This window comes from Stenotrophomonas sp. YJH_SMC_101-4 (genome assembly GCF_059370395.1).
Window position 1 is genome coordinate 335,113 of the sequence record NZ_JCAFTP010000003.1, and the last position, 14,824, is coordinate 349,936.

Consider the following 14,824-nt stretch of genomic DNA (forward strand, 5'->3'; position numbering starts at 1 on the left):
CAAGGAGCATTCCCATGAGCTTCTCCCCCCAGGAAGCCCTGCAACGCACCATCGAGCACCGCGAAATCTTCTTCGACGAAATGGTCGACCTGATGCGGCAGATCATGCGCGGTGATGTCTCGCCGATGATGACCGCCGCCATCCTCACCGGCCTGCGGGTGAAGAAGGAAACCATCGACGAGATCGCGGCCGCGGCCACGGTCATGCGCGAATTCGCGCTGGCGGTGCCGGTGGCCGATACCACCCACCTGGTCGACATCGTCGGTACCGGTGGCGATGGCTCGCATACCTTCAACATCTCCACCTGCGCGATGTTCGTGGCGGCCGCAGCCGGTGCGCGCGTGGCCAAGCATGGCAACCGCAGCGTGTCGTCCAAGTCCGGCAGCGCCGATGCGGTCGAAGCACTGGGTGCGGCCATCGAGCTGCAGCCGGCCCAGGTGGCCGCGGCCATCGAGCAGACCGGCATCGGCTTCATGTTCGCGCCGATCCACCATCCGTCGATGAAGGTGGTCGCGCCGGTCCGCCGCGAGATGGGCGTGCGCACCATCTTCAACATCCTCGGCCCGCTGACCAACCCGGCCAGCGCGCCGTCGGTGCTGATGGGCGTGTTCCATCCCGATCTGGTGGGCATCCAGGCGCGCGTGCTGCGCGAGCTGGGCGCCGAGCGCGCGATGGTAGTGTGGGGCCGCGACAACATGGACGAGATCTCGCTGGGCGCCGGCACCCTGGTGGGCGAGCTGCGCGACGGCAAGGTGCGCGAGTACGAGATCCACCCGGAGGACTTCGGCATCGCCATGTCGGCCAGTCGCAACCTGCGCGTGGATGGCCCGGAGCAGTCCATTGCCATGCTGCGCGCCGTGCTGGACAACCAGCAGGGCCCGGCACTGGACATCGTGGCGCTGAATGCCGGCGCCGCGCTGTACGTGGCCGGCGTGGCCAGCGATATCGGCGATGGCCTGGCCCGTGCCCGTGCAGCCATCGCCAACGGCAGCGCCCGCCAGCGCCTGCAGCAGTATGTGGAGACTACCCGCGCGCTGGTTGCCTGAGCGCGCGGTTCAGCCTGACCCTTTTGATGGCCGATAATGGCCGTCCTCACCGCCCCCGCACCGAACCGACGACGATGAGCGACATCCTGCAGACGATCCTGGCCCGCAAGGCCGAAGAAGTGGCCCAGCGCCGCGCCCAGCGCCCGCTCGAGGCGCTTCAGGCCGCCGTGGCCAGCGCCCCGCCGGTACGTGGCTTCGTGCGCGCCCTGCAGGCGGCCGTGGCCAATGGCGACCCCGCGGTCATCGCCGAGGTGAAGAAGGCCAGCCCGTCCAAGGGCGTGATCCGCCCGGATTTCCGCCCGGCCGATATCGCCGTCAGCTACGAGTTCGGTGGCGCCAGTTGCCTGTCGGTGCTGACCGACGTGGATTTCTTCCAGGGTGCCGACGCCTACCTGCAGCAGGCCCGCGAGGCCTGCACGCTGCCGGTGCTGCGCAAGGACTTCGTGATTGACGCCTACCAGGTGTACGAGGCGCGCGTGCTGGGCGCCGACTGCATCCTGCTGATCGTCGCCGCGCTGGACGACACCCAGCTGGCCACCCTGTCCGAACTGGCACTGTCGCTGGGCATGGACGTGCTGGTGGAAGTGCATGACATCGACGAACTGGAGCGTGCGCTGCAGGTGCCGGCACCGATGATCGGCATCAACAACCGCAACCTGCGCACCTTCGAGGTGTCGCTGCAGACCACGCTGGACATGCAGAAGGCGGTGCCGCGTGACCGCCTGCTGGTGACCGAGAGCGGCATCCTCGGCCCGCAGGACGTGGCGCTGATGCGCGATGCCGGCATCCATGCGTTCCTGGTCGGCGAGGCCTTCATGCGCGTGGAAGAGCCGGGCGAGGGCCTGCGTCAGCTATTCTTCGCGGCATGAAAACGCACTATCCGACGCCACGCGACGATGCGCCGCTGGTGGTCTTCGACTTCGACCACACCCTCTACGACGGCGATTCGGGCACCCACCTGTTCGCCTCGCTGATCAAGCGCAACCCGTTGCGGATGCTGGCGGCGCTGCTGGTCACGCCGATTGCCGGGCCGATGGTGGCGCTGCTGCCGACCCGTCGTGCCGGTATTTCGGTCTATGTGTGGATCGGCAGCTTCGGCCTGCACCGTGCGCGCGATTTCAACAAGGTCATCGACGCCTATGTGCTGCGCAATGAGGCGCAGATGCGCGCCAAGCTGCTGCCGCAGGCGCTGGAGGTGTTCGCCGCGCACCGCGCCAAGGGCGACCGCGTGGTGGTTGCCACCGGCGCGCCGCCAGAGCTGGCACGGGCGATCCTGGCTTTCGTCGCCCACCAGGACGTACCGGTGATCGGCACCGAGGTTGGCCCACGGCTGGGCGGCGTCGGCCCGACCCGCCACTGCCACAACGAAGAGAAGATGCGCATGCTGCGCGAGCGCGGCTACGGCGATATCGATATCGCCTACTCCGACAGCACTGCCGACCTGCCATTGCTGCTGGCGGCCAAGGCGCCGGTGGTGGTGAACCCGAAGCCGGGCAGGGTGGACTTCTTCCGCCGCGTGCTGCCGGCCGGCACCCGCATCCTCAACTGGGGCTGCGTGGACCGTGGTGGCGACAAGGCCTGATCCGAGCCTGTTGTAGAGCCGAGCCATGCTCGGCTGCTCTTCGTTGCGGTATCCGTGCGCGATCAGCCGAGCATGGCCCGGCTCTACAGGGAATGCCTCAGCGATACAGGTGCCCGTACACCGCATGGCCGATCTGGAACAGGCTGATGCCCAGCACCAGCACGCCAACGGCCACCAGCACCCAGCGCTCCTTCACCCGCTTGACCAGGATCGCCGCCACCGGCGCGGCCATCATGCCGCCGATCAGCAGGCCGGCGACGATCTGCAGGTGCTGCACCCCCATCGACAGCAGGAAGGTCGCCGACACCGTCAGCGTGACCACGAACTCCGCCGCATTGACCGTACCGATGGTGGTGCGCGCCTGGCCACCACGAGCGAGCAGGGTGGACGTGGCGATCGGCCCCCAGCCGCCACCGCCGCTGGCGTCGAGCAGGCCCGCGAAGAAGCCCAGCACCGGTACCCGGCGGATTTCGCCCTTGGGCATCCAGCGTCCGGCCGCGCGGGCCAGGATGATGATCGCCAGCACCAGCAGGTACAGGTAGATCAGTGGCCGGATGATCTCGCCCGGGATCTGGGTGAGCACGTAGGCGCCCACCGCGCCGCCCACCGCGCCGGGCAGGGCCAGGCGCAGGAACAGGCGTTTATCGACATTCCCGGCGGCGAGGTGCGACACACCCGAGGCGCCGGTGGTGAACACTTCCGCGGTGTGGATGCTGGCGCTGACCTGCGCCGGCGGCAGGCCCATGCTCAGCATCACCGACGATGAGACCAGGCCGAAAGCCATGCCCAGCGCGCCGTCGACCAGCTGCGCGCCGAGGCCGATGAGGATGAACCACCAGAATTCGCTGCTCAGCTCCATGCCCCGAGCCTAGCGCGCGAAGGAGTGCGGACCAAGGTCCGCACCCACCGGGTGCTCAACGGTCAACGGGTGCCGTACAGCACCACGGTCTTGCCGCGGGCATGCAGCAGGCCGTCGGTCTGCAACTTCTTCAGCACGCGGCCGGCCATTTCGCGCGAACAGCCGACCAGGCGCGCCAGTTCCTGGCGCGAGACGCGCAGCTGGCTGCCCTGCGGGTGGCTCATTGCTTCCGGTTCCTGCGCCAGGTCGTGCAGGGTGCGCACGATCCGGTCGGTGACGTCCAGGAATGCCAGTCGGCTGGCCTTGCGGCTGGTGTCGAGCAGGCGCTTGGAGATCTGCTGGCCCAGCGCGTACAGCAGGCGCGGGGCATCGGCCGACAGCGGGCCGAGGAACAGCTGATGCAGGCGCTCGTAGCTGATTTCGGCCAGCTCACAGGCGGTGCGGGTCCGCAGGATCACCTCGCGGCGGTCCGATTCAACGAACAGGCCCATCTCGCCGACGAACTCGCCAGCACCGAAGTAGCCCAGCACGAGCTCGCGATCGTCATCTTCCTCGGCCATGATCGAAACCGAGCCGCTGATGACGTAATACAGGGTTCCCGCCGGGTCACCGGGTCGGAAGACGTCGGTACGGGTGGGGTATCGCCGCCTGTGGCTGTGCGCCAGGAAACGATCGATTGTGGCGATATCCAGGGCCAGTGGACTGCTAGCTAGGCGCACGGTTGACACGATAGGAGCGCTCCCTCTGCGCATGAACGGATTCACGGGGTCGATAGCGGAGCTTAACCAGCGCAATTGTTAAGGGCAAACAGTGTGCCAGATGTGAGCGATCTTCACGTTCCCCCCGGGGACAGTTTGCCCCATAATTCCCCCTTTCCCTTCTTACACAGGAATCGACCGCCGTGGTCAAGCCGTTGCCTCGCCTGAGGCTGCAGGGTTTCAACAACCTCACCAAGGCGCTGAGCTTCAACATCTATGACGTGTGTTACGCGCGCACCGAAGAGGAGCGTCAGCGTTACATTGAATACATCGATGAAGAGTACAACGCCGACAGGCTGACTCAAATCTTGACCGATGTCGCCGAGATCATCGGCGCCAACATCCTGAACGTGGCCCGCCAGGACTACGACCCGCAGGGTGCCTCGGTGACCATCCTGATCTCCGAAGAACCGGTGATCGACAAGAAGCAGGCCGGCAAGGAGCTGATCTCCGACGCTGTGGTCGCGCACATGGACAAGTCGCACATCACCGTGCACACCTATCCGGAAACGCACCCGCAGGAAGGTATCGCCACCTTCCGCGCCGACATCGACGTGGCCACCTGCGGCGTCATTTCGCCGTTGAAGGCGTTGAACTACCTGATCGAAAGCCTCGAGTCGGACATCGTGATCATGGACTACCGCGTCCGTGGCTTCACCCGCGATGTGAAGGGCAAGAAGCACTACATCGATCACAAGATCAACTCGATCCAGAACTTCCTGGCCAAGAACATCAAGTCGCGTTACGAGATGTTCGACGTCAACGTCTACCAGGAAAACATCTTCCACACGAAGATGCACCTGAAGGACTTCGACCTGGACCAGTACCTGTTCGAGGAAAAGGCCAAGAACCTGTCGTTCAAGGAACGCATGAAGATCGAAGCGCTGCTCAAGCGCGAGATCGAAGAGCTGTTCCACGGCCGGAACCTGTCCGAGTAAGCCCCATGCGCGATGCCGGCAGGCATCGCCGCCCAGGCGGGACGACCCGCCCCGTGGAACTGGTGTCGCGCAAGCGACGTGGTTCCACGGTGATGTACCGACCCACGGCCCGGTGTGAAAACACCGGGCCGTTTCGTTTTTCTCAAAAAGGTAAGGAGCCCCCACCCATGCCCTGGATCTACCTGCTGCTGGCCGGCCTGTTCGAGATTGGTTTCGCCCTCGGAATGAAGTACTCCGAAGGCTTCAGCAAACCCCTTCCCACTGCTGCCACGGTCGTGTCCGCGCTGATCAGCCTGTACCTGATGAGCCAGGCGATGAAGAGCATCCCGGTCGGCACGGCCTACGCGATCTGGACCGGTATCGGCGCCATGGGCGTGGCGGTGCTGGGCATCTACCTGTTCAACGACAGCGCATCGCCGGCCCGCCTGGCCTGCGTGGGCCTGATCGTGGCCGGTGTGATCGGCCTGAAGCTGGTGTCGCCGAACTGATTGATGGCCCGACCAACGGTCGGGCCCCACCGTCAGGCCCCGCCGCACCTCTTGGTAGGCCCACGCCGTTGGTGCGGACAACCCTTCAGATGCGGTAGGCGATGGTCTTCATCACCCTGGAGGCCAGCGCCATCGCGCCCGGGATCGGGAACGGCAGGCGGCGTGCGCCGGCCTGCTCGGCGTGCTCCGCATGGCGGGCCTCGTCTTCCTTCATCACCTGGATGACCGCGCGGCTGCGCAGGTCGCTGGCCGGCAGGTCGACCAGGTGCTCGTCCAGATGGGCTTCCACCTGGCGCTCGGTTTCGACCACGAAGCCCAGGTTCCAGCCGTCGCCACGCAGCCCGGCCAGGGTGCCGATGGTGTAGCTGCCGGCATACCAGAGCGGGTTGAACAGGCTCGGACGGCTGTCCAGTTCGCCCAGGCGGGTGGCGCACCAGGCCAGGTGGTCGGTCTCTTCCTGGGCCGCTTCCAGCAGGTGTTCACGCGTGGCCGGGTCGCGGGCCACGGCGGCCTGGCCGAAGTACAGGCCCTGCGCGCAGACCTCGCCGACATGGTTGATCCGCATCAGCCCGGCCGCATGGCGGCGTTCAGTGCTGTCCATGCCCGGCTCGTCGGTGTCCGCAGCCGGGTAGGGACGGGCCGCCGGCGGGTTGCCGAACACCGTGTCCAGGGCGCGCTGCGCCTCGGTCAGCAGGTGGTCCAGCGGGGTGATCTGGCGGAGCACGGTCATGGCGGTACACGGTGGGGCGGAAGACCCCGCGATTCTCGCCCGGCCCCGTCCCCCTGCCAACCCGGTCAGGGGCCGGCTTGCAACGGGGGTCTGACCTGCGTACAATCCCGCCTCTTACGCTTCACCTTTTCACAACGCGTGGCAGAGTTCCGGTGAGCCTTTCGCCGCAATGAGCCCGACCTAACCTAGAGTTCTTCATGAGCACTTTCACTGCCAAGAACGAGACCGTCCAGCGCGACTGGTACCTCGTCGACGCCGAGGGCAAGACCCTGGGCCGTCTCGCCACCGAGCTGGCCCGCCGTCTGCGCGGCAAGCACAAGCCGGTCTACACCCCCCACGTTGATACCGGCGACTACCTGGTCGTCATCAATGCAGAAAAGATTGCCGTCACCGGCAAGAAGCTGCAGGACAAGATGTATCACCGTTTCACCGGTTACATCGGCAACCTGAAGACCGAATCCCTGGCACAGGCGCTGGAGCGCCACCCGGAGCGCGTGATCGAGATCGCCGTGAAGGGCATGCTGCCGAAGGGCCCGCTGGGTCGCCAGATGTACCGCAAGCTCAAGGTCTACGCCGGCACTGAGCATCCGCACGCCGCACAGCAGCCGCAGGTTCTGGATATCTAATCATGGCTATCACTCAAAACTACGGCACTGGCCGCCGCAAGTCCTCCACCGCTCGCGTGTTCCTGCGCAAGGGTTCGGGCAACATCACCGTCAACGGCCGTCCGCTGGACGAGTTCTTCGGTCGTGAGACTGCGCGCATGATCGTGCGCCAGCCGCTCGAGCTGACCAAGAACACCGAAAGCTTCGACATCCTGGTCACCGCCGCTGGCGGCGGCACCACCGGCCAGGCCGGTGCGATCCGTCTGGGCATCGCCCGTGCTCTGGTCGAGTACGACGAAACCCTGAAGTCCGAGCTGCGCAAGGCCGGCTTCATGACCCGTGACGCCCGTGAAGTCGAGCGTAAGAAGGTCGGTCTGCACAAGGCCCGCCGCGCCACCCAGTTCTCCAAGCGCTGATCTACCGCGCCTGGTTGGGCTCCTTCGGGAGCCCGCTGGATGGAAAAGCAAAAGCCCGGCTTCGGCCGGGCTTTTGTCGTTTCGGGGTCATGCATTCCCGGGTTGCCGGCCAGCGGTCGGTACTACCCGTGGCTTCACATGTCAGAAGGGGGTGGAGCCCTTTTCTCTGAAAAAGGATCCGATCCCGGATTTCTCTGGAGAGCAACCCCTTGTTGTTCAAGGGGGTGCGCCGACAGGCGCGGGGATAAGGTGGGATGCGTGACCCAACAAAAAAGAAAAAAGCCTGATCTTTCGATCAGGCTTTTTTCTTTTTTGTTTGGCTGCCCCGGATGGATTCGAACCACCGAATGCCTGAGTCAGAGTCAGGTGCCTTACCGCTTGGCGACGGGGCAAAACGTGCAACTATTTTCTCACTTTTCACACTGAAAAACAACTTGATTTTCAGTGTGGTGGCTATGGGTGGACTCGAACCACCGACCCCAGCATTATGAGTGCTGTGCTCTAACCGGCTGAGCTACATAGCCTTGGTGAGCCCGCTATTCTGCGGATGTGTATCGACCCTGTCAACACTTTTGTGTCGTGCTTGTGGGTCGACAGAGGGCATGGGATAGTCCCGACCAGTAGATTTTCTTAGGAGTCCGCATCGTGATCGATCCGGACGGCTATCGACCGAACGTCGGCATTGTGCTGATGCGGCAGGACGGCCAGGTGTTCTGGGCACGACGTGTGCGCCGGGACGGCTGGCAGTTCCCGCAGGGTGGCATGAACACCGACGAGACGCCTGTCGAGGCCATGTATCGTGAACTGCAGGAAGAGACCGGCCTGCTGCCTGAGCACGTGGAAGTGCTCGGGGCGACGCCCGGCTGGCTGCGCTACAAGCTGCCGGCGCGGGCCATCCGCCGCAATGAGCGGCAGGTCTGCATCGGCCAGAAGCAGGTCTGGTTCCTGCTGCGCCTGACCGGCGACGAATCGCATGTGCAGCTGGACCATACCGATTCGCCCGAGTTCGACCACTGGCGCTGGGTGGACTTCTGGTACCCGGTGGAGCACGTGGTGATGTTCAAGCGTGGCGTCTATGCGCGCGCTCTGCGACATCTGGCGCCGTTGGCGCGCGGGGTGGCCGGGCAGGGCGTCACCGCCATGCCCAAGAGCGCTGCGGAGGCCTGGATGCCGGGTCACGCTGCCGGCCACGACAGGCCCCGCAAGCGCACGCCCAAGCGCGGTGGCTACTGGCCGCGCAAGGCCAAGGGTGAGCCGGGGGCGGTTTGATGGGGAGGCCGCGCAGGCCGCGGGTCGATCCGTCACAACGCGTCCCCGCCGGGTATTTCCAGCAGGGCCTGGTTGTCCGGCTGGCCAGCCTGCCCTGGATGGCGTTGGGCGTGGTGGTGCTTGGCGGCAGCGCAACGATCCCGCTTGGGCTGGGCATGGTCCTCATCCTGGTGAACTGTGCCGGTGCCCTGTATCTGGCGGACTACCTGCTGCGCCTGAGGGCGGCAGGCGGTGGCCTGCACTGGCTGACCATGTTCTTCAGTACGCCGGTGCTGGCCCTGTTGTATTCGATCGCACTCTGAACCGTATCGAGAATGGTTCAGGTCTCTGATTGACAACCATTCTCGTTTCCATTGAAATAGCCAACAGGCCACTCTTGGCCTGTCAGCCCGGTTCACGCCTGTGTACGTCTGCATCTGCAACGGAGTCACCGACCACCAGATCCGCGAAGCCGCCAGCAATGGCGTCAGCACGGTGGCCGAGCTGACCATGCGTACCGGTTGTGGCGCGACCTGCGGTTCCTGCCTGGACATGGCAGGCGACCTGCTGTCCAAGGCACGTGCCACCCACGATCTGCCGCTGCCGGTCCTCGGTCTGGCCCAGGTCGCCTGACTTCTCTTTCGCGGCGCGTTGACGCCGCGCTTCCGCATCCTTCACGCGTGGCCGCATAGGCCAATGCGCACGATTCGCGTTCCTTCACGACCGCACGCAAGGCGTTAGAGTGCCTGCGTTTTCAGCGTGCAGGAGCATCCCCATGAAGGGCGACACCAAGGTCATCGAATTCCTCAACAAGGTCCTCTACAACGAGCTGACCGCGATCAACCAGTACTTCCTGCACGCCAAGATGCTGAAGAACTGGGGCATCAAGGAACTGGCCGAACATGAGTACAAGGAATCGATCGACGAGATGAAGCATGCCGACATGCTCGCCGACCGCATCCTGTTCCTTGAAGGCCTGCCGAACTTCCAGGCGCTGGGCAAGCTGCGCATCGGCGAGAACCCGACCGAGATCCTGCAGTGCGACCTGTCGCTGGAACGCGATGGCGTGGTCACCCTGCGCGAGGCCGTGGCCTATTCCGATTCGGTGGGTGACTACGTCAGCCGCCAGCTGTTCGTGAAGATCCTCGACTCGGAAGAAGAGCACATCGACTGGCTGGAAACCCAGCTCGACCTGATCGAGCGCATCGGCGAGCCGAAGTACCTGCTGAGCAAGCTGGAAGACTGACTCAGCCGGCCTGGCCGGCGCGATGCTGTGCCAGGTAGCCCGTCAGTGCCACGCGCGCACGGGCGAATTCGGCAACCAGCAGCGCTACCGCTACGGCGGGGCGCTGCAGGCTGCCGCTGCGGGCCTCATGTTCGATCCGCTGCGCCACCGCCGACAGCGACAAGGCCCCCACGTTCGCGCTTGATGATTTCAGGCTGTGCGCGACCGCCTGCAGGCGGGGCTCGTCGCCGTTCTGCGCGGCCTGCTGCAGCTGCTGCACCATCGCCGGCGCATCCTCCAGGAACACCGAGACGATCTGGAGGGCGGTATCGCCGATTACCGCGTGCAGTTCGTCCAGCACGTCGCGGTCCAGTACCGGTTGCGGTGCTGGCGCCACCTGCTTTTCCGGATTCTGTAGAGCCGAGCCATGCTCGGCTGATGGCGTGCGACTGCAATTGGCCGTCAGCCGAGCATGGCTCGGCTCTACGGAAGGCTGTCCAGGTGATGCAGCCTTCCCGCCACCCCAGCGCTGCAACAGCGCATGCAGCGTGGCACGTGCGATCGGCTTGGACAGGTAGTCGTCCATGCCGGCCTGCAGGCAGCGCTCGCGATCACCGGCCATGGCGTTGGCCGTCATCGCGATGATCGGCAACCGCGTGCGCCCGGTTTCCGCTTCTTCCGCACGCCAGTGGCGCGTGGCGGCGTAGCCGTCCAGCACCGGCATCTGGCAATCCATCAGCACCACGTCCACGCCGCCTTCGCGAAGGGCGGCCAGCGCCTGCTCGCCATCGGCGGCATTGCGCACCTCGCACTGGAATACGCGCAGCAGATGCTCGGCCACCATCCGGTTGACCGTGTTGTCTTCCACCAGCAGCACGCGCAGGTGCAACGGCGGCAGCGTGGGCGTGGGCTGCCCCTGTTCGGCGTTGGCCAGCAGCGCGGCAGGGCGCGCATGCGCGACCGGTGCAGCCAGCAGTGCATGCAGCGCAGCGTCGTCGAAATGCGAGGGTAGCTGCCGCTGGCGCGGGCGTGCCGGAAGGGTATCGTCCTGCAGCCACAGCACCTGCAGGGCATCGTCCTCGCCACGTTCGGCCAACGCCTGTTGCAGCGTCGCTTCACCGATGTGGCGCGCACGTGCATCGACCAGCAGCCAGGCCGGCGCCGGTTGCCCCGGCCTCGGCACCGCGCGCAGGCGCTCGACCACGGCATCGAGCTGCGCCATGGCGTGCACCAGCAGGCCATGATGGGCCGCGATGCGCTCGATGCGTGCCCGCAGCGTTGCATCGGCACTGAACAGCAGCAGCGGTGCTGGCGCGCGCGCCATCGCCGGCAGGTCGCCAGGAACCTTCAGCAGCGGGATCTCGAACCAGAACGTAGCGCCCTGGCCAGGCGTGGACTGCACGCCGATCTGCCCGTGCATCAGGTCGATGATGCGCTTGCAGATGGCCAGGCCCAGGCCGGTGCCGCCGTAGATGCGGGTGGTGGATGCGTCGGCTTGGCTGAAGGACTGGAACAGGCGTGCCTGCAGTGTGTCGTCGATGCCGATGCCGGTATCGATGATCTCGAAGCGCAGCTGGTGCTGCGCGGCACCTTCGCCCAGCCGCAGCACGCGCAGCTGCACCTGGCCGCGGGCGGTGAACTTGATTGCGTTGGCCAGCAGGTTGCTCAGCACCTGGCGCAGGCGCACCGGGTCGCCGCGCACCGGCAGGCGCACCGAAGGATCCAGTTGCAGGCCCAGGGCCAGGCCCTTGGCGTCGGCGGCGCGCTGCATCAGCTGCACCACGCCATCGAGCAGGTCGCGCAGGTTGAAGCTGGTGATCTCCAGTTCCAGCGCCTGTGCTTCCAGCCGGGAGTAGTCGAGGATGTCGTCGACGATGCGCAGCAGCTGCTGTGAACTGGCCGAAGCGGTGGCCAGCATCTGCCGCTGGTCCTCCCCCAGCGGCCCGCGCGCGATCAGCTCCAGCATCGGCAGGATGCCGTTGAGCGGGGTGCGGATCTCGTGGCTCATCGTGGCCAGGAACTCGCCCTTGGCCAGCACGGCCGCTTCGGCGGCCTGCTTGGCCTGCAGCAGCTGCTGTTCCAGCTGGCCCTGGCGTTCGGTGGTATGGCGCAGCTGGTCGCGGTCGGCGGCCAGCGCGCTGTGCTCGCGCTGCAGCCGGGCCAGTGCCCGGCTGCGCGTGCGCAGGCGCAGGCCCAACAGCAGCGCCATGGCGGCCGCGGCAAGGGCAACCAGCAGCACGCCCCACAGCGGCACGTCAGAGCACCGCGTTGTGGAAGTCGAAGTTCAGGTCGCTGCCGGCCGACTGCACCATGTTGCCCTGGATGTAATCGACGCCGCCGACCCACATCGCGGCCGCGGCCTGCGGGTCTTCGATCTGCTGGCCGATGATCTGCAGCCCGGCCGCATGCGCCTGTTCGATCGCCTTGCGCAGTTCCTCGCGCGTGGCTGGGTTGGAATGGCTGCTGGAGAAGCGCGCGGCCATGCGCACGAACGACAGCGGCAGCTGGGTCAGCAGTGCATCGGCTTCGCCGCTGGGCTCGAACTGGCTCAGGCAGAAGCGCACGCCGGCGCCGGCCATGCGCTGGCAGAACTGCTGCAGCGGCACGGTGTGGATCAGCGCGTCGGGCAGGCGCACGTCGATCACCAGCGCACTGCCGGGCAGGTCACGCTGCTGCAGTGATTCCAGCAGCCAGTCGCCAAAGGCATCGCGCTGCAGCGTGCGCAGCGACTGCGAGACGAACAGGTTCAGCGGCTGCGTTGCGTGCCGGTACAGGTCCAGCAGGCCCAGCGCATGGTCCATCACCTGCTGGTCGAGGTCGGCGATGCGGCCTGCCGCCTCGGCGGCGGGAATCACCTGGCCGGCCGCCAGCACCGTGCCATCGGCCTGGCGCAGGCGCAGCAGCAGCTGGTACTGCGCGGTGTTGCCACCGGCGACGGCGACGATCGGCTGATAGGCCAGCTCCAGCTGGCCTTCCAGCAGTGCCAGGTGTTCCTGTTCGGTGACGGCCTGGCGGTGCACGTGGCCCGCCACGCCGGCGCTGAGCAGGCGTGCCTGCAGGGTGGTGCGCTCGACCGCTTCCAGTGCAGCGTTGGCATCGTCGAAGCCCGGCGACAGCGGCGCGTAACCCACCACGCCGCGCAGGTGCACCGATTCATCGTCGCGGATCACGAAGGCGCGCGCCGAGAGCTGCTCACGCAGGGTCGCGGCGATGCTTTCCAGGCTGTCTTCATCGGTATTGCGGGCCAGCAGCAGGAAGCTGTTGTCGTTCAGGCGTGCCAGCAGGTGCGGATGGCCGGCCTCGGCCAGGCGCTGCCCGGCCTGCACCATCAGGCGCTCGAAGGCGGCGTAGCCATAGCGTTCGCGCAGGCCCAGCGCGCTGGCCACTTCAACGAAGAACACGCCACCCCGGTCGCGATGGGCGAGGGCGGCATTGAGCTGCTGCAGCACGTGGTGACGCGTCGGCAGGCCGGTTTCCGGATTGCTGGTGGCCGGTGCGCCGGTTGCACCGGGCAGGGTTGCTGCCTGCGCACGTGCGCGACGGATGCGGTTGGCCACGGCGGCGATCAGGTGGCGCGGCCGGATCGGCTTGCTCAGGTAATCGTCGGCGCCGCTGTCGAGCACTTCGAACTGGCGCTCCGGGTCCGGATCGCCGCTCAGGAACACGATCGGCAGCAACTGCAGGCCAGGCTGCTGGCGGATCAGCGCGGTCAGGCGCATGCCGTCCAGGCCGGGCAGGTGCAGGTCCATCAGGATCAGGTCGGGGCGATGCTCCTTGATCGCCTGCAGCGCACCGTCGGCATCGCTGTGCACGATGGCCTGCATGCCGGCGCCACGCAGCACGCTCTGTGCGAACAGGGCCTGCGCGCGGTCGTCCTCGACGATCAGCACGCGGTAGGGCGAATCGGATGTCGGCGGTGCCTGGTCGTTGTTGCCAGCCTCGGCCAGCATGCCCGGACCCGGCAGCGGCGGTGGTGCGCTGCCGATCGATGCGGGTGCGTCGGAGGCTGCCAGCGGCGGAACTGCTGCCGGCGCTGCGGCGACGGCGCTCGCCGATTCAGCCGTCCAGCGTTGCCAATGATCGGCCGGAGGGGATTCAGCGCGTCCCGGGCGGGCGCCCGCGGGGGATTCGTTTGCGGCCATCGGTGCTCCTGGTGTTCGCGTCCATTATGCGACAAGCCCGGCGATCAACCGGTACCGGGCTGGCGTGGACTGTCGGGCGACGCACCGCGTGCCAGCCAGCGCACGCCCTTCCACAGTGCGCGCCAGACCAGCCACACCAGCAGCGCACCGGCCAGGCTGCAGGCCAGCACCACGATCAGCGCGATCCACGGGTGTGCCAGGGCCAGGGCCAGGCCACCGACCACCACGGTGTCCTCGGCGGCGGAGGCCACCCAGTTGCTGGCAGGCTCGGGCGAGGTATTGAGCAGAGCGCGGGTGCCGGCCTTCAGGCCATGACTGGCCAGCGCCACACCGGCGCCGGCGGCAAGCGCACCGGTGCCCAGCTGCCCATCCGGCGACAGCGTGGCGGCGGCGAGGAAAGCCCCCGCTGGCACACGTGCCAGGGTCTGCACCAGATCCCACGCCGAGTCGACGCCGGGAATCTTGTCGGCGAAGAATTCGGCCACCGCCAGCGCCGCCGAGGTGCCCAGCACCCACCACGATTCAGTGGCCTGCAGGGCCGGCGGCAGGTCGACCCAGCCGAGCAGGCCGGCCAGGCCGACACCGAACACGGTGAGGTAGACGCGGATGCCGGCCAGCCAGGCCAGCAGGATGCCGATCACGAACAGGTGGGCTTCGGTCATGGCGATGCTCCGGCGACGGAACTGTGCAGGGGACCACACTATCGACGATGGCATGCCTGAACGCCACAGACCGTGGCTCGCCACTGCGCAGGAAACCCACCCGTCCTGTCATACACTAGCGCGTC

17 protein-coding genes and 2 tRNA genes are annotated in these 14,824 nt (G+C 66.5%); 11 read left to right on the top strand and 8 right to left on the bottom strand.

Annotated elements, in window-relative coordinates; all coding sequences use genetic code 11:
- The first annotated feature begins 14 nt into the window (after positions 1-14).
- The 3 genes from trpD to AC5P8D_RS12385 all read left to right on the top strand — a co-directional run bounded on the left by trpD (position 15) and on the right by AC5P8D_RS12385 (position 2,628).
- Positions 15-1,046: an anthranilate phosphoribosyltransferase gene (gene trpD, locus AC5P8D_RS12375; protein WP_329765924.1), complete on the top strand. Its 1,032-nt coding sequence runs from the start codon at positions 15-17 to the stop codon at positions 1,044-1,046.
- A 74-nt stretch (positions 1,047-1,120) separates the two neighbouring features.
- Positions 1,121-1,915 (top strand): indole-3-glycerol phosphate synthase TrpC, encoded by a 795-nt coding sequence (gene trpC, locus AC5P8D_RS12380; RefSeq protein ID WP_019336605.1) that lies wholly within the window; start codon positions 1,121-1,123, stop codon positions 1,913-1,915.
- Complete coding sequence (locus AC5P8D_RS12385; protein WP_010482651.1) at positions 1,912-2,628, top strand: haloacid dehalogenase-like hydrolase; 717 nt, start codon at positions 1,912-1,914, stop codon at positions 2,626-2,628. The genes trpC and AC5P8D_RS12385 overlap by 4 nt, the downstream gene beginning before the upstream one ends.
- Before the next feature lie 97 nt (positions 2,629-2,725).
- Here the strand turns inward: AC5P8D_RS12385 and AC5P8D_RS12390 are convergent, their stop codons facing one another.
- Complete coding sequence (locus AC5P8D_RS12390) at positions 2,726-3,487, bottom strand: sulfite exporter TauE/SafE family protein (RefSeq protein WP_010482650.1); 762 nt, start codon at positions 3,485-3,487, stop codon at positions 2,726-2,728.
- A gap of 62 nt (positions 3,488-3,549) precedes the next feature.
- Positions 3,550-4,239: a cAMP-activated global transcriptional regulator CRP gene (gene crp, locus AC5P8D_RS12395; RefSeq protein WP_010482649.1), complete on the bottom strand. Its 690-nt coding sequence runs from the start codon at positions 4,237-4,239 to the stop codon at positions 3,550-3,552.
- A 149-nt stretch (positions 4,240-4,388) separates the two neighbouring features.
- Here crp and speD point away from each other — a divergent pair, with 149 nt between their 5' ends.
- Together speD and AC5P8D_RS12405 are read left to right on the top strand one after the other, a co-directional pair.
- A complete protein-coding gene (gene speD / locus AC5P8D_RS12400; protein WP_006473908.1) occupies positions 4,389-5,183 on the top strand; it encodes an adenosylmethionine decarboxylase in 795 nt (264 codons plus the stop codon).
- Positions 5,184-5,350: 167 nt separating this feature from the next.
- Positions 5,351-5,671 (top strand): DMT family transporter, encoded by a 321-nt coding sequence (locus AC5P8D_RS12405; RefSeq protein ID WP_005411314.1) that lies wholly within the window; start codon positions 5,351-5,353, stop codon positions 5,669-5,671.
- Positions 5,672-5,756: 85 nt separating this feature from the next.
- On the opposite strand, the gene coq7 is transcribed toward AC5P8D_RS12405, so the two are convergent.
- Positions 5,757-6,401 (bottom strand): 2-polyprenyl-3-methyl-6-methoxy-1,4-benzoquinone monooxygenase, encoded by a 645-nt coding sequence (gene coq7 / locus AC5P8D_RS12410; protein ID WP_010482647.1) that lies wholly within the window; start codon positions 6,399-6,401, stop codon positions 5,757-5,759.
- A 197-nt stretch (positions 6,402-6,598) separates the two neighbouring features.
- Between coq7 and rplM the strand changes: the two genes are divergently transcribed.
- Together rplM and rpsI are read left to right on the top strand one after the other, a co-directional pair.
- The gene (rplM, locus tag AC5P8D_RS12415) at positions 6,599-7,027 is read left to right on the top strand and encodes a 50S ribosomal protein L13 (protein ID WP_005414692.1); all 429 of its coding nucleotides are present in this window, start codon (positions 6,599-6,601) and stop codon (positions 7,025-7,027) included.
- Positions 7,028-7,029: 2 nt separating this feature from the next.
- Entirely contained in the window at positions 7,030-7,422 is a 393-nt protein-coding gene (rpsI, locus tag AC5P8D_RS12420) for a 30S ribosomal protein S9 (protein WP_005411311.1), read from the top strand.
- 317 nt (positions 7,423-7,739) lie between these two features.
- Here the strand turns inward: rpsI and AC5P8D_RS12425 are convergent.
- A tRNA-Gln gene (locus AC5P8D_RS12425) sits at positions 7,740-7,814 on the bottom strand.
- A 55-nt stretch (positions 7,815-7,869) separates the two neighbouring features.
- Positions 7,870-7,946, bottom strand: a tRNA-Met gene (locus AC5P8D_RS12430).
- A 121-nt stretch (positions 7,947-8,067) separates the two neighbouring features.
- Between AC5P8D_RS12430 and AC5P8D_RS12435 the strand changes: the two genes are divergently transcribed.
- The 4 genes from AC5P8D_RS12435 to bfr all read left to right on the top strand — a co-directional run bounded on the left by AC5P8D_RS12435 (position 8,068) and on the right by bfr (position 9,916).
- The gene (locus AC5P8D_RS12435; protein ID WP_010482644.1) at positions 8,068-8,691 is read left to right on the top strand and encodes an RNA pyrophosphohydrolase; all 624 of its coding nucleotides are present in this window, start codon (positions 8,068-8,070) and stop codon (positions 8,689-8,691) included.
- Positions 8,691-8,993, top strand: coding sequence for a hypothetical protein (locus tag AC5P8D_RS12440; RefSeq protein ID WP_224328682.1), 303 nt, complete (start codon positions 8,691-8,693; stop codon positions 8,991-8,993). The genes AC5P8D_RS12435 and AC5P8D_RS12440 overlap by 1 nt, the downstream gene beginning before the upstream one ends.
- A 100-nt stretch (positions 8,994-9,093) precedes the next feature.
- Entirely contained in the window at positions 9,094-9,303 is a 210-nt protein-coding gene (locus tag AC5P8D_RS12445; protein ID WP_010482642.1) for a (2Fe-2S)-binding protein, read from the top strand.
- Between the two features lie 142 nt (positions 9,304-9,445).
- Complete coding sequence (gene bfr / locus AC5P8D_RS12450) at positions 9,446-9,916, top strand: bacterioferritin (RefSeq protein WP_019336610.1); 471 nt, start codon at positions 9,446-9,448, stop codon at positions 9,914-9,916.
- 1 nt (position 9,917) lies between these two features.
- Here bfr and AC5P8D_RS12455 read toward each other — a convergent pair whose 3' ends face one another.
- The 3 genes from AC5P8D_RS12455 to AC5P8D_RS12465 are packed head-to-tail and all read right to left on the bottom strand — an operon-like array spanning position 9,918 to position 14,699.
- Positions 9,918-12,149 carry an ATP-binding protein gene (locus tag AC5P8D_RS12455; RefSeq protein ID WP_049453949.1) on the bottom strand — a complete coding sequence of 744 codons (2,232 nt, stop codon included), beginning with the start codon at positions 12,147-12,149 and terminating at the stop codon, positions 9,918-9,920.
- A gap of 1 nt (position 12,150) precedes the next feature.
- Positions 12,151-14,037 carry an EAL domain-containing protein gene (locus AC5P8D_RS12460; protein WP_495203371.1) on the bottom strand — a complete coding sequence of 629 codons (1,887 nt, stop codon included), beginning with the start codon at positions 14,035-14,037 and terminating at the stop codon, positions 12,151-12,153.
- Positions 14,038-14,081: 44 nt separating this feature from the next.
- Positions 14,082-14,699 (bottom strand): DUF4126 domain-containing protein, encoded by a 618-nt coding sequence (locus AC5P8D_RS12465; protein WP_043399356.1) that lies wholly within the window; start codon positions 14,697-14,699, stop codon positions 14,082-14,084.
- Positions 14,700-14,824: the final 125 nt, after the last annotated feature.

Coding starts and splice junctions, on each gene's coding strand:
- coq7 (WP_010482647.1), bottom strand. CDS start 6,401: ATGACCGTGCTCCGCCAGATCACCCCGCTGGACCACCTGCTGACCGAG.
- AC5P8D_RS12405 (WP_005411314.1), top strand. CDS start 5,351: ATGCCCTGGATCTACCTGCTGCTGGCCGGCCTGTTCGAGATTGGTTTC.
- trpC (WP_019336605.1), top strand. CDS start 1,121: ATGAGCGACATCCTGCAGACGATCCTGGCCCGCAAGGCCGAAGAAGTG.
- bfr (WP_019336610.1), top strand. CDS start 9,446: ATGAAGGGCGACACCAAGGTCATCGAATTCCTCAACAAGGTCCTCTAC.
- AC5P8D_RS12385 (WP_010482651.1), top strand. CDS start 1,912: ATGAAAACGCACTATCCGACGCCACGCGACGATGCGCCGCTGGTGGTC.
- AC5P8D_RS12390 (WP_010482650.1), bottom strand. CDS start 3,487: ATGGAGCTGAGCAGCGAATTCTGGTGGTTCATCCTCATCGGCCTCGGC.
- rpsI (WP_005411311.1), top strand. CDS start 7,030: ATGGCTATCACTCAAAACTACGGCACTGGCCGCCGCAAGTCCTCCACC.
- AC5P8D_RS12465 (WP_043399356.1), bottom strand. CDS start 14,699: ATGACCGAAGCCCACCTGTTCGTGATCGGCATCCTGCTGGCCTGGCTG.
- rplM (WP_005414692.1), top strand. CDS start 6,599: ATGAGCACTTTCACTGCCAAGAACGAGACCGTCCAGCGCGACTGGTAC.
- AC5P8D_RS12460 (WP_495203371.1), bottom strand. CDS start 14,037: ATGGCCGCAAACGAATCCCCCGCGGGCGCCCGCCCGGGACGCGCTGAA.
- AC5P8D_RS12440 (WP_224328682.1), top strand. CDS start 8,691: ATGGGGAGGCCGCGCAGGCCGCGGGTCGATCCGTCACAACGCGTCCCC.
- crp (WP_010482649.1), bottom strand. CDS start 4,239: ATGCGCAGAGGGAGCGCTCCTATCGTGTCAACCGTGCGCCTAGCTAGC.
- trpD (WP_329765924.1), top strand. CDS start 15: ATGAGCTTCTCCCCCCAGGAAGCCCTGCAACGCACCATCGAGCACCGC.